The following is a 13,633-nucleotide window of genomic DNA, read 5'->3' on the forward strand; positions in this document are numbered from 1 at the left end:
CGGGAGAGGGACACGAGTAAGTGTACATTAAGCGAGAACCCGGGGAAGATCGAAAGCGGGTACCGGCCCACCGCGGGTCCACAGGCGCGCGGAGAGGAACCCGCTCAACCGCTCCACCTCACTCACGCACCCGAAGCCCTCGGCGGCGAGGAGCGGGGCCGGATCGATGAGCGCGCCCGCGGGTAGCCGCGTGGCCAGCCGAAAAAAGGCGTACATCCCGGCGAGCGCCAGGCGCGCAACGGGTCGCGCCCACCCCGTTCGCGGAACGCGGAAGTCACCGTCGATCCACACCGCGTCGGCTGCACACGAAGCCGCAACGCGACGCACCACAGCAGCGAGTTCCGCCCGGCGGAAGCAATCGAGAACGAAGTTGGTGACGACGAGATCGTACCCGATCGCGGGGAGCGCGTCCGTGCGGGCGTCGGCCGCCACGAATCGCACACGGGCCGCAGCCCCCGGAATCGTCGCGATTCTGCGGCGCGCGAGCGCGATCATTCCCGGGCTGATATCGAGGCTGTCCACATCAACGTTCGGGTTCGCGCGCAAGAGATCGGCGAGGAACCGACCGTCGCCGTCGCCCAAAATCAGTGCCCGGCGGCACCCGCGGAGGTGGTCCAGGTGAGCCGTTCGGCACCAGTGCAGCAGCCCGCCGAACGTGAGCCGTTCGAGGGTCCGGTAGACCGGCGCGAGCCGGTCGAACGACGGGCGCGGGGTCACAGTCCCACCGCCACGAGAATCGGTGTGAGCAGGACGGCATCGACCAGTACGCGCTTCGCCCGGTCGGAGAATCGTGCTCGCAGTAAGTGAAGTACCGCGAGCGCCACAGTGCTGGCAATAATTGCGACCGCTACCGGCATCGGCGCACCGAGCGCAACACCGGCCGCGAGTCCACCAACGAGGACCGCGAGCCACAACGGGTGCCCGCGATCCGCGCCGTCTTCCCACCGGCTAATGAGGGCACAGTTGAGCCAACACAATCCGGCAAACGCGACCACGCCCGGCAGCCAGTTCACATAAGGTTCTGCATCGGCAATGAGCGGAATCGCCACCCCCGCGGCGAACACGACACCGACCGATGCTTCTTTCAACCCGCGTCCGAGTATCTTCTTGGCGCCACTGAGGTGGACCGCGGCGAAATAGCCGATGGTCGCGCCAAGAACAACGAACCCCACCGTCAAGTGCGCACGCGGAAGAACCGTGAACGCCACTACGAACGCGGAAATCAGCGCCGCGACCGCACCCAGCATCCACGCGATCGGGTTCCGGCCCGCAGCGCGGTGCCGGTCCGAACCGTCCGCGCCCCGATGGGCATCGAGTCCGCGATCGATGAGGTACGCGCCCCAAACGACCAGCGCCAACACGACCGACGCCGCGAGCGGCACCGCGATCCCGGCGACGGACGCGAGGAACACTTGCCACGTAACCGCGACCGCGGGCGCGTCGAGCGACAGCACGTTCGGCCACAGCCACCACGGACGGGAATCGTTCACCGCAAGTCACGCGCGGGGTAGAAAGCGGGCGTCCCGGTGAATGGTACGGCGAAGCGCGGCGAGGAGAAGTGCCGCCCGCGCCAATCGCGCAACGACCACTCACGCGATAACGCTGAAGTTCACGGCTTCGATGTCGCAGCGACCGGATTTCTTGAACGGGCGCGGCATCGGCTGTGCTTGGCCTTTCACATCAATGGTGCGGCAACGGAGCGTGTACTCTCCCGCGGGTAAGCCCGGCAACAGTGCGGCCCAGTGCGATTTCGCGAGGCGCATCGGCCACGCCTTCGGTTTGCCGGCCGCGTCGAAACCGATCGTGTCTTTCGGGATCGCGTCGTTGGGTAGGTCGCCGCCCCACGTCTTCGGTGGTGCAAGAACAGTCGCATCACTCCACGGCGCGGTGGTGAAGTACGGGTCGTCCGCGCTCCACCCCTTCCCCACCGGCGCCACCCACACCTGAACTTTCGAGAGCCCGGAAATGCCGGCCTGAGCGTAACCCGTAATCGGCAGTGGCGCGTTCGCCTTCGCGTTGGCGGGAACGTGCAGCGTCGCGGCGAACGTCTTCATCGGACTATCGACGTCGTTGTTCTGCGTGCCGTAGGTGTCGTTCGCGTGGTACAGGTTGCTCAACACAAGGTGCGTGAGCCACTTCACCGACTTGTAGCCGTAGTGCTCGGGTACCACAATCCGCACCGGGGCGCCGCGCTCGGGGGTGAGCCACGCGCCGTTGAGCTTGTAGCACGCGATGACAGGTGGCAGGTCGTCGTAGTCTTCGAGGACGCGACCAACGGGGAGCGAACTGCGGAACTGCTGCTTCGGGTCGTCGTTGTGGTAGCCGTAGTAGAACACGCGGCGCAGGTTCTCTTTCGGTTGCGTGAGCCACACCAGTGTGCGCAGCGGAACGCCCTCCCAGATGCCCATCCCGAGCGGGCACCCGAGGTTCAAGCACGTCATGATCTTGGGGAACCGCACCGCGTGCTTCTCGCCGAGTTTCACGAGCGCGGCGAAGTCGAGCGCGGTATTGTCCTTCTTCGTGAACTGCTTGCCGAGCTTGGCCGGGTTCTCCGGGTCGGCGATGATTTCGAGGCTCCAAGTTTCGCGCGTGAGCCCCACTTCCTTCTTTTTGTCGAGCGGCAGCGTGTGCGGAATCGGGCGCCCGCGTGAAACGTCCTCAAACTTGGACGGCGCGGTGAAGTAACTTTCGAGCTTCTCCAGTATCGGTGCGAGTTCCGCGGGGAGCGGATCGGCCGCGCGTGCGTTCGTCGCGACCGCGGAACCCACCGCGAGTGTGGCCCCGCGCTGAAGGAAGAAGCGCCGCGTGAGGGCATCGTGCTCGGCCAAGTAATCGCGCGCGTCGCTCATGACGCCCCTCACAAACGGGCATTGTTGGAACGATGATCTCGATACCCGGACGCAGGCTACAGTAATCGCACACCCGTCGGCTAACAATTGCTAACATTTTGGGGCTGTGGGGTCAGTGATCGGACACGGCACGCGCCAACTGCTGGTATTTCTGGGCTTTAGACAATATCAGGCGCGTTCTAAGTCTGCGTCTGTTACCCACAAAGGCTAACATGTCTCCATTTTTGGCGGTCCCCGAGCTTCTTTATGGGGTGTTGCAGTAGCGCGACACCAACTTACAACCACACACCGCTCCACTCATCACGCGGCTACTCGCAGAATTATATCATAGTGAACACAGGATCACAAGCGATTTCGAGGACGCGCTGCGGATTTCCGCGGAAAATCATTTCCGCTCCGCACAAGCTCGAAGGGTCACTTCCCCCGCGCACTCTAGCCGCAAGTAGGCCCCAAGCCTACGCCCTTCTCAGTAGATTGTTCACTACGGTAACCGCAATTCGGAGTTTGGCACATGGCGTCGTCTATTTGTCGGTGGGGCATCATGGGCGCGGCGAACATCGCGCGCAAGAACTGGAAGGCGATCCGGTTCGCGGAGAACGCGACTCTCACCGCGGTGGCGAGCCGCGAACCGTCGCGCGCGAAAGAGTGGCTCGACGCGAACCAGGCCGAGTGCCCCTTCGCGACCGTGCCGACCGCGTGTACTTATGACGAACTGCTGAAGCGCGCGGACGTGGACGCGGTCTACATCCCGCTCCCGACCGGAATTCGGCGCGAGTGGGTGGTGAAGGCCGCGAACGCCGGGAAGCACGTCCTGTGCGAGAAGCCGTGCGGCCCGGACGCGGGCGAACTGCGGGCGATGATCGACGCCTGCAACGCGAGCAAAGTGCAGTTCATGGACGGCGTGATGTTCATGCACGGCAAGCGCCTGCCGCTGCTGCGCTCGACGATCGACGACGGCGAAACGGTGGGGGAACTCCGGCGCATCGCGACTCAATTCAGCTTCGCGGCCGGTGACGACTTCCTGAAGGGTAACATCCGCGTCAGCAACGCACTCGAACCGCTCGGCGCGCTTGGCGACCTCGGCTGGTACAACATCCGCTTCTCGCTGTTCGTGATGAAGTACCAACTCCCCACGAAGGTGAGCGGCCGGATGCTCACCGAACACGGCCCCGCCGGTGCCACGGTGCCGCTGGAGTTCTCCGGCGAACTGTTTTGGGATAACGGTGTCTCGGCGTCCTTCTATTGCTCGTTCAACACCGAACTGCAGCAGTGGGCACACGTGAGTGGCACGAAGGGCAGCATCGCGGTGCGCGACTTCGTGCTGCCCTACTACGGGTGCGAAGCCGAGTTCGTGGCCGACCGCCCGGTGTTCAACGTGAAGGGCACGAGCTACCACTGGGAGAGCCACCCGCGCCGGTTCGCGGTGACCGAGTACAGTGACGGCGCGCCGGACGCCCAGGAAACGAACATGGTCCGCACGTTCAGCGGGCTGGTGCTGTCGGGTAAGGTCGACCCGATGTGGCCCGACGTCGCGCTGAAGACGCAGACGGTGATGGACACGTGCCTCGCTTCGGCCCGCGCCGGCGGGGTGCTGATGGACGTGAAGTGACAGCAGGCGAACGGCCGGCGTGAGCCGGCTAGTTGTATTTGCTTCCCTGGCCGTGTTGTGAGCAGACAGATTGGGGCACTCCACCGGCCGGCTCACACCGGCCGTTCGCCCAGAGCGGCTGATCCTGTTCGACTTCTTCTTCGCGGATGTGCGGCTACTTGCCCTTCGCCGGAACGTGCTTCTCGAAGTTGTCGATGAGTTCATTCAACTCCTTGACGAACTCCTTGGGGGCTCCGGGTGGGTACTTGATGTGAGTGTACAGGTGAGCGTCCAGTTTCTTGGAGTAAGGCGCAAGGACGAGCGTTACGAAGTACCGCTTGTCGAATGCCTGTGGTACAGCCGCTTGGCCACCGTACTTACCGGAGCACAGCACGATACCGCCCATGACTCCGCCCTTTTGCGGCCCCACTTCCTCGAACGCATCCTGCCACTCACCGGTCAGTAGTGGCTCGTGGATCATGAACTTGCGGGTATTGAACTCGAAGGAAATGGCCTGATCTTTCAGAGTGACTTTGCACTTCGGGTAGTGCTTCTCGACCACCTTGCGGACCGCTTCGGAGAGCGGCTTCAGGTCCGGCGCCGGCGCATCATCTGCTGAAGCGCGCCCCGATCCGACGAAGAGCCCACCCACCGCCGCTACCAGCGCCCATGATCGTAGAGCCATCGCACACCTCCGCGTCACGAATGGAACGACCGCGGAAGCTATACGGCGGGGCACCTGCGCCGCAAGTTCATCTGGCCAGCCGCGCAGGGCCTTTTCGTGTGCGGAAGTACCACCCGCTCGTTAACACTCGCGGTTCGCCGGGAATCTCTTGGCGAACCGCGAGTGTTAACGAGCGGGTGGAGCAAACGCAATTACCAGAACTCAACGACCCTGGCCGGCACATTATCGGCGCTGCGCTGGTGGGCTACTTCTTCGGGTTGAGTAGCTTTTCGATTTCCGCGCTGGCTTGTTTGATGTCGCGAGCGCCGAACTTGCCAACGACCTTGCCCTCGCGGTCGATCAAAAGGCATGTCGGGTAGCTCTGAATGCCGTACTGCGCGATCGGTCCGCCCCGCTTCTCGTCGTCGCCCGTGCCGACCCGCGTTCCGGGTACCAGGGCGTTGGGGAACGGGATCTTCTTCCCCTTCCATTCGTCCTTCACGTACCCGGCGAGCCTCGCGTCCAGTTTGGCGACCGTGTCCACTTCGCCATCAATGTCCATGTGAACGCCGACGATCGCCAGCCCCTTGCCCGCGAACTTCTCGTGCAACTCGATCAGCACCGGCATCGACCCGACGCACGGGCCGCACCAGTAGCCCCAGAACTCCAGGAGGACGTACTTGCCCTTCAGATCGGCGAACGTCACCTTTTCACCGCTCCAGGCCACCACGCCTTCCAGTTCCGGCGCGGGGCGCCCCTTGAGGAGCGCGAACGCGCGGGCCGAAAGCGGAATCGGATCGAGCGCGAGTTCGGTGCGATCCGCGGGTACGGTGACGTCTACGAATTCGCTCCCGACCTCGGACCCGTAAGGGTTCAGGACGTACTTTCCCGGCGGGGCCACGAACTCGAACTTGCCGTCCTTCGACCCCCAACTCGCGACCGGCGTGCCACCGGCCATCAGGTACACGTTCGTCGGGCCGATCGGTTGGCCGGCTTTTGTCAACTCGGCACAGGTGAGCGTACCGGTAATTTTGCACTCGCGTGCGAGCGCCGCGCGGAACTGTCCGTTCGCGCGCTTGGCCGGCGACACGGGCACGAACGCCATCGTCCCGTTCGCGGCATCGCGGACAACCAACTGTGCGCCTTGAACGGTCTCGGCTTTGATCGTGATCGAGCCATCGGCCCCCGTTTTAACCGGGTTGGAATACTCCCACACCGGCGCCGCGTTTTTCTGTTCCGGGGTGTTGCGCTGGTACATGAACCCGCCGACCGTCGCGCCCGCGGCGGGCGTCCCGTCCGGTCGGGTTACGGTCAGCACCAATTCTTTCGGGAACTCTTTGAATCCGACCGGGGCGCGACGGAGTGTGGCAAGGAACGTTTCGGCCGACGACGCGAACGCGGTCGGCCGCTTCCCCCTATAATCGCGGGGGAAACAGAGCGTGAGTCGGTCGCCATCGAGTTTGTAAATCGCCGGGAGCGTGCCCGCGGAGAGTTTGTAGTCCGGGAGCAATTCGGAGAGATCGAGGGCCGCGATCTTCAGGTCTACGGCCTTCGGGTCCGCGGGGTCGAAGACCAGCGCCCCCTTCAGATCGGCCTTACAACCCATCAACTGCGAGAGCGTGAACGCATCCCCCTTCACCGTGACGACCGAGTCCCACACGCGCCCGAGTTCGCTGCGCTTCTTGTGCATCGCCTCATCGAACAACCACGTGCCTTGAAGCTGTTCGGTGGGGTTGGCCGCCGCTTTTGGCTTGGGTTCTTCCGCGAGCGCAGCGCTCGGGGCAAGCGCTACCACCAGAGCAATCGCGAGTGCGCGCAGCATGGCCGTCAGCTCCAGAAGGGAAGGAACCGGTGCCATGAAAACGTCGTACTCGTGTTCCCGTTTCACGCTTTTCGCGGTGACTGCCACCGGGCGACGCCCGGGCTGAGGGGCGAACGCCAAAATCCGAAGCCCTGTAACGGGCGCGTTACTCGCGCTGCGCGGGAGCGTTCGGGGCCAAAAATGTTAGCAGGTGTTAGCGCGGGCGCGTTCAGATGGGTCGGGAGGCGCGCACCGGTTCCGGTGCTCGGTGAATCTGGCCGCGTACCGCCGGTCCCGGCGGGTGAGGCGAAGTATCGCGGCTCGGCAGATGGGTAGGCGCTCGCACCGCGGTCCGATCTCGTTCCCGAGACCATCGCGCGGTGCCCGCTCGTGGTCACGATCTCCGGCGGGTCGCGCCCGGGGGCGCGCACTTGGGGTTGTCGAGGGTCTTCGATCACAGAGTTCGTTCGCGGCCCCGTTCGATCAGGCGCCGGGGCGCCGGAAGTTGAGGCCGTCGGTGCGGGTGCCCACGAGGTTGAACCAGCACGAGCCGCCCGGCCCCGAGAACACGAGCCGGGTCGTGGAGACCCCGGAGGGCACGAGCAGCGAGACGCTGCCCCCGCGCACCACCGTGGGCAGCGACATCACGGCCTTGATCCCCTTTTTCGCGAGGCGGGCGCTGATGTCGCCGGCGATCACGTTGGCGATCTCGCCGACCAGGTCGCCCATGTCGGGGCTCTCGAACTCGATCTCGAACCCGGCGAACACTTTCGCGACCGTCACCGCCGACTCCTCCGGGAACGCCAGTGCGAAGGCCCACGGCGGGTCGCCCATGAACGAAATGGTGCTCATGATGCCCGCGCTCGGGGCGTCCTCATCAACCTTCCCGTTGGGAACGTGCGTCATGTTGCACGACGTCTTGAAGAACGCGGTCGCGGCCTCTTCGACGGCTTTACTCACGGCGGGCGGGAACGCAATTGTGGGAGCGAGAATCTGTGCCATGTAGTCGTCTCCGGGTTGAGGCAGAAAAGCCCGCGGCGGGCGCGGGCGCGGGCTTAGCTAAACAGGCCCCCGAAGAACCCGGCGGACTGCTGCTCCGCCGGCGTTTTGGTTTTCAGCACCTTGTTCACGAGCTTCTCGAGCTTGACGCGCATGTCGTCGGGCGTGAACGGCTTGCAGATGAAGGAGTCGGCGCCGGCCTGGTTGAGGGCCTCTTCGATCTTCGCCATCGTCTGTTCGCTGGTCACCATGACCATCGGGATGTGGAACGCGGTCCCGCCGGCCCGGGCCTTCTTGACGAACTCGACCCCGTTCATGTTGGGCATGTTCCAGTCCACGAAGCACATGTCGAACTTCGTGGGGTCGAACTTGGTCAGGGCGTCGGCCCCGTCCACCGCTTCGGTGAACTCGAACGTGGCCAAGCGGGACTGCTTGAGCGCGTTCATCACCATGTTCCGCATGATGCGGGAGTCGTCAACCACCAGGGCGCGTAACGTCGACATGAGTTTCTCCTCGTTGCGTGGGCTCGGGTCCAAGAGCTACAGGGGTCGCGCGAAGGGCCGTGCGAGTGGGCACTTCAAACCCTCCGTCTATCATCGAACGGGTTCCTCGGTTTTTGCCTCGGTTCCCAAGTTTTTCGGAACCCGTTTTCGGGTCCCCGGGCGGGCCGCCCGGGGGCGCGCCGGACCGCTTTTTGTGGGGCCGCGTCAGCTAATCATGGCCGCGCTGCGGAGCAGTTGGTCCGGGATCCGGTGGAGCGGGAGCACCTCGTCGGCCCCGCCCATCGCGATGGCCTCTTTGGGCATCCCGAACACGACACAGGTGGCCTCGTCCTGGGCGTAGGTGCGCGCCCCGGCGCGGCGCATGGCGACCAGCCCGCGGGCGCCGTCGTCGCCCATCCCCGTCAGGATGGCCCCGGTCACGTTGGGGCCGAGTTCGCGGGCGCACGAGTGGAACATCACGTCCACCGACGGGCGGTGCCGGTTCACCGGATCCCCCGGGCGCACCCGGACCGTCGTCATGGCCCCGCTCCGGGCCACCTCCAGGTGGAGGCCCCCCGGCGCGATCAGGGCGTGCCCGGGAACGACCCGGTCCCCGTCCCGGGCCTCGGACACGCGGACCGCGCAGCTCTTGTCGAGCCGCGCCGCGAAGGACTTGGTGAACCCCTCGGGCATGTGGATCACGGCCACGATGCCGGGCGCGTCCGCGGGCAGCGCGCCGAGCACGTTCGCGATCGCCTCGCACCCGCCGGTCGAGGCCCCGATCGCGATCACCTTGTGCGTGGTCCGGAGCCCGCCCCCGCCGGCCGCGGGGCGCACCGCCGGGTTCGCGGCCGGGCGCGGGGCGCCGGGGCGCACCCGCGCCCGGCTCGCGGCCTTCACCTTCGCGACCAGCTCGCTCGCCAGCGCGACGGTCTTGGTCGCGACGTCGAGCTTCGGTTTGGTGACGAAGTCCACCGCGCCCAGCTCGAGGGCCCGGAACGTGGTGTCGCAGTTGCGCTCGGTGAGCGACGACACCATGACCACCGGGATCGGCCGGTGCCCCATGATGCGCTCCAGGAACGTGAGGCCGTCCATGCGCGGCATTTCCACGTCGAGGGTCAGCACGTCGGGGGAGACCTGTTTGATCTTGTCCCACGCGGCATACGGGTCCCCGGCCGAGCCCACGACCTCGAGGTCGGGGTCGGTGCGCAGGATGTCGGTGAGCAGTTGCCGCATGAGGGCCGAGTCGTCGACCACGAGCACTTTTGTCCTTGCCACAGCGCCACCTTGCTTTTAAAAGAGGGTGATCCCGTCGTCCGCCGGTGGGGCCTCGGCCCGCTGGTCGAGCTCGCGCCCGAACTTCGTCTCGCTCTCCACCACCTGGGTCTGCTCGCGCCCGGCGAGGTGCTTCGCCAGCGCCTGCCCGGTGTGCGGGCGGAACCGGACCAGGCGCCCGCGGTTGCCGCCGAGCGACTGCCCGACCACCGGGATGCCCTCGGCCTCCAGGTACTTGAGCACGAACTCGGCGTTCCGCGCGCCCACGTTCAGGTGCTCGGAGGCCACGTCGAGCACCTTCCCGCCCCCGAACACCTTCGCGCGGAGCCGGTTCCGGTCCCCGCCCTTCTTCATGATCGCGGTGACCAGCAGCTCCATCGCGTGCGCGCCGTACCGGGCGCTCGTGCCCTCGTCCGACGAGCCCGGGAGCGAGAAGTGGTTCATCCCGCCGACGCCCGTTTCGGGGTCGTAGAGGCACGCGGCCACGCACGAGCCGAGCAGCGTCTTGATGACGGCCGGGCCGCGCGTCGCCTGGACGTCGCCCAGGATGATGTTGTGCTCTTCTTCCTTACCCGCCGGGGCCGCGGCGGCCGGGACCGCGGGGACCGGGGCCGGGGCCGCGGGGCGCGCGGCGGTCCGGGGCAGCGCGCCCCGCGGCGGGGGCGTGTCGGTCGAGCCGCGGATCTTGTACACGGTGGACCCGAGCGGCGCGAACGTGTCGGCCAGCCAGTGGATGTTCTCGGAGTGGCCCAGGAACAGGAACCCGTTGGGGTCGAGTTGGGCGGCGAACCGCGTCAGGAGCTTGTGCTGGGTGTCGCGGTCGAAGTAGATCACCACGTTGCGGCAGAAGATCACGTCGAACTGGGCGCGGATCGGCCACGGCTCCTTGATCAAGTTGATCTGGCGGAACGTGAGCAGCTCGCGCAGCTCGGGGCGGGCCGAGATCTTGCCGGCCTTCGCGCCGGTGCCGCGGAGGAAGTACTTCCGCAGGAACTCGGGCGGGATGTCCCCGGCCCGGTCCGCGTCGTACACGCCGCGCTCCGCGTGCGCGAGGACGGTGGTGTCGATGTCCGACGCGAGGATGCGCACGTCCCAGCCCTCGGAGGCCGGGCAGTGCTCGCGCAGGGTCATGGCCAGCGTGTACGGCTCCTCGCCGGTCGAGCTCGCCGCGCACCAGAGCCGCAGGCGCTTGCGCCCGGTCGCGCGGATCTGCGGGATCACCGTGTCGCGGAGGAAGTCGAAGTGGTGCGGCTCGCGGAAGAAGTCGGTCTTGTTGGTCGTCAGGCAGTTGATGAACTCCTGGCGCTCGGTGGGCGGGTCGCCCGCCTGGACGCGCCGCAGGTACTCGCCGTAGGAGCTCAGCCCGAGGTGCCGCAGGCGCTTCGCGAGCCGGGAGCACACCATGTCCCGCTTCCCGTCGCTCAGGGAGATCCCCGCTTCATCGTAGAGGTACTTGCGGAGCGCCGCGAACTCGTCGTCGCGGATCGCGGGGCCGTTCGCGGGGCCGTCGGAGTCGTGTCGTTGAGCCACGGGCGTACTCACAATCGAAAGGGAAGATGAACCGTCGTTCGCGCCACAAGAGCCGACCGCGGGTTCCCCGATCGGGGCGCGCGGCCGGGAGAACTGCGATCAAAAATCCGTAAACCCGTCGTCGCTAGAATCGACCGCCGCGCGCGCGCTCACCGGACGAGATTTGGGAGCCGAACCGCGGCTCCGGGTCGATTTCGGTACAGCGTGTTCGTCGCTGAGCTTGAACCGGGCCACCAGGTCGCGGAGCTGACCCGCCTGATCGGTGAGGGTCTGAGCGGTCGCCGACAGTTCCTCGGTCTGGGCCGCGTTGCGCTGCGTCACCGTGTCCATCTGCGACACCGCTTTGTTCACCTGGTCGATGCCCGTCGACTGCTCCTTGCTCGCCGACGCGATCTCCGTGATGATGTCCGTCACGCGCTTCACGCTCGTCACGATCTCGCCCAGCGTCGAACCCGAGCGGTTCACCAGCTCCGTACCCGCGTCCACCTTCTTCACCGAGTCCTCGATCAGACCCTTGATCTCCTTCGCCGCCGTCGCGCTACGCTGGGCCAGGTTACGAACCTCCGAAGCCACCACCGCGAAACCACGACCCTGTTCGCCCGCACGAGCCGCCTCCACCGCCGCGTTCAGGGCCAGCAGGTTCGTCTGGAACGCGATCTCATCAATCGTCGTAATAATGTCCGCGATCTTCTTCGAGGCGCCGTTGATCTCACTCATGGCTTCGACCGCGTTGCCCACCACCGACCCGCCCTTCTCCGCCACTTCCTTCGAGCTGCTCGCCAACTGACGCGCCTGCTGCGCGCTGTCCGAGTTCTGCTTCACCGTCGCCGTGATCTCTTCCAAACTGCTCGCCGTCTCCTCCAAACTGCTCGCCTGGTCCTGGGCGCCCATCGAGATCTCCTCGGTCGCGCTCGACAACTGACCCGACGCATCCGCCAACTGCACCGACACCTCGCGCACGCCCTCGAGTGCGGTCCGCACCGAGAGGATCGCCTTGTTCAGTGAGCGGGCCATCTGGCCCACCGCGTCGGTGCCCAGGTCGGGTACTTGCTGGGTGAAGTCACCGGCGGCCAGCGCGTTGACGCCGACGAGCATCTGGTCCACCTTGCGGCGCAGTTCCTCCGCGGCCTGCTCGCGCCGGGCCGCTTCCTCGTGCTCTTTTTCGGTTTCGCGCCGGAGCTGCTCGGCTTTTTCGTGCTCGCGCGCCGCGGTCTCGCGGAACTCCTTCTCGGCCTGCTCGCGCTTGTGGACCTCGGCCGCACGCAGGGAGCCGATCGCGGTGTTCAGGGCCACCGCCATGCGCCCCACCTCGTCCCGCGTCGTCACCTCGGCCGTCGGGGTGAGGTCCCCGTGGGCCACCGTTTCCAGCACCCGAACCGTGTCGCCGAGCGGGCGCGTGACCGACGCGGACAGCAGGAACCCGAGCCCGATGGCCGCGACCGTCACCACGCCCAGCACGGTCCACATTTCCGCCCGCAGCGCGACGTAGCGCTCGCGGGACGTCGTCCGCTCGCGCTCGGCCATCTTTTGTTGAACGTTCATCATCTGGGTCAGCGTGCTGTTCAGCTTCCCGGCGGAACTGGCCCACTCGCGCAAGCACGCTTCCTCGGCCGCTTTCGCGTCGCCCGCCTTCGCGTGGCGCACGATCGTATCGCTGTCGACCTTCCACGCCGCGAGCGCGGCAACGAGCTCCTGGTAGAGTTTCGCCTCTTCGTCTTCCATCGGTAGCGCCATGTACGCGGCCATGCCCTTGTCGATGTCGTGCCACCCCTCGTCGATCCGGCCGTACAGGTCCTGGCACCGCTTCGCGTCTTTGCGCAAAAGGGCCAGGACCAGCGTGCGCTCGGACCGCTGCGCCGCGACCGCTGCGGTCCGGATCGTGTCCAGGTTGATGACGGACGGGAGCAGGTTCCCGGAGGTGTTGTCGAGGGCCGCGTTCGTCTCGGCGTTGGCCGCCAGCCCGCGCAGCCCGACCATAAAACAGGCGATGGTAACGATCAGGAACCCCGCGATCAGTCGGGGGCCGATGTTCACTCGGGAAACGAACCGCAACATCAGATCCTCGCTCGGCCGGGCTCAATCGAGCTGGGAATTCCAGCCAATCAAGATATTTATCGCACGAGTTTCGCAATAATTGCTCAACGGTCACCGAAACTTTGGAGAACGTGCCGTTTCTGGGTAACCCTGCACCCCTGCGCAAAAAAGTCTAGAGCGGGAGACGCGGCGTGCCGATTTTAATCCTCGTTCCGGTTTTTATCTTCGCGCGGAAGAATCCGAATTATGCTCGGTTCTCAGTTTTCGTTTAAAGCTGCGGACGATCGAGGTTCGGGCTCCTAAAAGTCGGTCCACGAATTCGATCCGGGGAACGATCGGAAGAAAACGACCATGTACATGTGATTTGAGATGTTCAGCACTCGCAAAGGTGTTTCCAATATGCCCACGCTT

The 13,633-nt window shown here is 65.7% G+C and carries 11 protein-coding genes; 1 reads left to right on the forward strand and 10 read right to left on the reverse strand.

The window, feature by feature from the left end:
* Positions 1–27: 27 nt before the first annotated feature.
* The 3 genes from J8F10_RS35780 to J8F10_RS35790 all read right to left on the reverse strand — a co-directional run bounded on the left by J8F10_RS35780 (position 28) and on the right by J8F10_RS35790 (position 2,849).
* The gene (locus J8F10_RS35780) at positions 28–717 is read right to left on the reverse strand and encodes a class I SAM-dependent methyltransferase (RefSeq protein WP_210662827.1); all 690 of its coding nucleotides are present in this window, start codon (positions 715–717) and stop codon (positions 28–30) included.
* Positions 714–1,490: a hypothetical protein gene (locus J8F10_RS35785; protein WP_210662829.1), complete on the reverse strand. Its 777-nt coding sequence runs from the start codon at positions 1,488–1,490 to the stop codon at positions 714–716. Before J8F10_RS35785 ends, J8F10_RS35780 begins: the two co-directional genes overlap by 4 nt.
* 99 nt (positions 1,491–1,589) lie before the next feature.
* Positions 1,590–2,849 carry a molybdopterin-dependent oxidoreductase gene (locus J8F10_RS35790; RefSeq protein ID WP_210662831.1) on the reverse strand — a complete coding sequence of 420 codons (1,260 nt, stop codon included), beginning with the start codon at positions 2,847–2,849 and terminating at the stop codon, positions 1,590–1,592.
* Positions 2,850–3,360: 511 nt separating this feature from the next.
* Here J8F10_RS35790 and J8F10_RS35795 point away from each other — a divergent pair.
* On the forward strand, positions 3,361–4,458 hold the full coding sequence (locus J8F10_RS35795) for a Gfo/Idh/MocA family protein (RefSeq protein ID WP_210662833.1): 1,098 nt from the start codon (positions 3,361–3,363) through the stop codon (positions 4,456–4,458).
* A gap of 154 nt (positions 4,459–4,612) precedes the next feature.
* Here the strand turns inward: J8F10_RS35795 and J8F10_RS35800 are convergent, their stop codons facing one another.
* The 7 genes from J8F10_RS35800 to J8F10_RS35830 all read right to left on the reverse strand — a co-directional run bounded on the left by J8F10_RS35800 (position 4,613) and on the right by J8F10_RS35830 (position 13,243).
* Positions 4,613–5,122, reverse strand: coding sequence for a hypothetical protein (locus tag J8F10_RS35800; protein ID WP_210662836.1), 510 nt, complete (start codon positions 5,120–5,122; stop codon positions 4,613–4,615).
* A 244-nt stretch (positions 5,123–5,366) separates the two neighbouring features.
* Positions 5,367–6,923, reverse strand: coding sequence for a redoxin domain-containing protein (locus J8F10_RS35805; RefSeq protein WP_210662838.1), 1,557 nt, complete (start codon positions 6,921–6,923; stop codon positions 5,367–5,369).
* A gap of 462 nt (positions 6,924–7,385) precedes the next feature.
* A complete protein-coding gene (locus J8F10_RS35810; protein WP_210662840.1) occupies positions 7,386–7,904 on the reverse strand; it encodes a chemotaxis protein CheX in 519 nt (172 codons plus the stop codon).
* A 53-nt stretch (positions 7,905–7,957) separates the two neighbouring features.
* Entirely contained in the window at positions 7,958–8,404 is a 447-nt protein-coding gene (locus J8F10_RS35815; RefSeq protein ID WP_210662842.1) for a response regulator, read from the reverse strand.
* A 204-nt stretch (positions 8,405–8,608) separates the two neighbouring features.
* Entirely contained in the window at positions 8,609–9,661 is a 1,053-nt protein-coding gene (locus tag J8F10_RS35820) for a protein-glutamate methylesterase/protein-glutamine glutaminase (RefSeq protein WP_210662844.1), read from the reverse strand.
* Between the two features lie 15 nt (positions 9,662–9,676).
* Positions 9,677–11,188: a CheR family methyltransferase gene (locus J8F10_RS40495; protein ID WP_210662846.1), complete on the reverse strand. Its 1,512-nt coding sequence runs from the start codon at positions 11,186–11,188 to the stop codon at positions 9,677–9,679.
* Positions 11,189–11,287: 99 nt separating this feature from the next.
* A complete protein-coding gene (locus J8F10_RS35830; protein WP_210662848.1) occupies positions 11,288–13,243 on the reverse strand; it encodes a methyl-accepting chemotaxis protein in 1,956 nt (651 codons plus the stop codon).
* Positions 13,244–13,633 lie beyond the last annotated feature (390 nt).

It is taken from the genome of Gemmata palustris (assembly GCF_017939745.1).
GTDB classification, from domain to species: domain Bacteria; phylum Planctomycetota; class Planctomycetia; order Gemmatales; family Gemmataceae; genus Gemmata; species Gemmata palustris.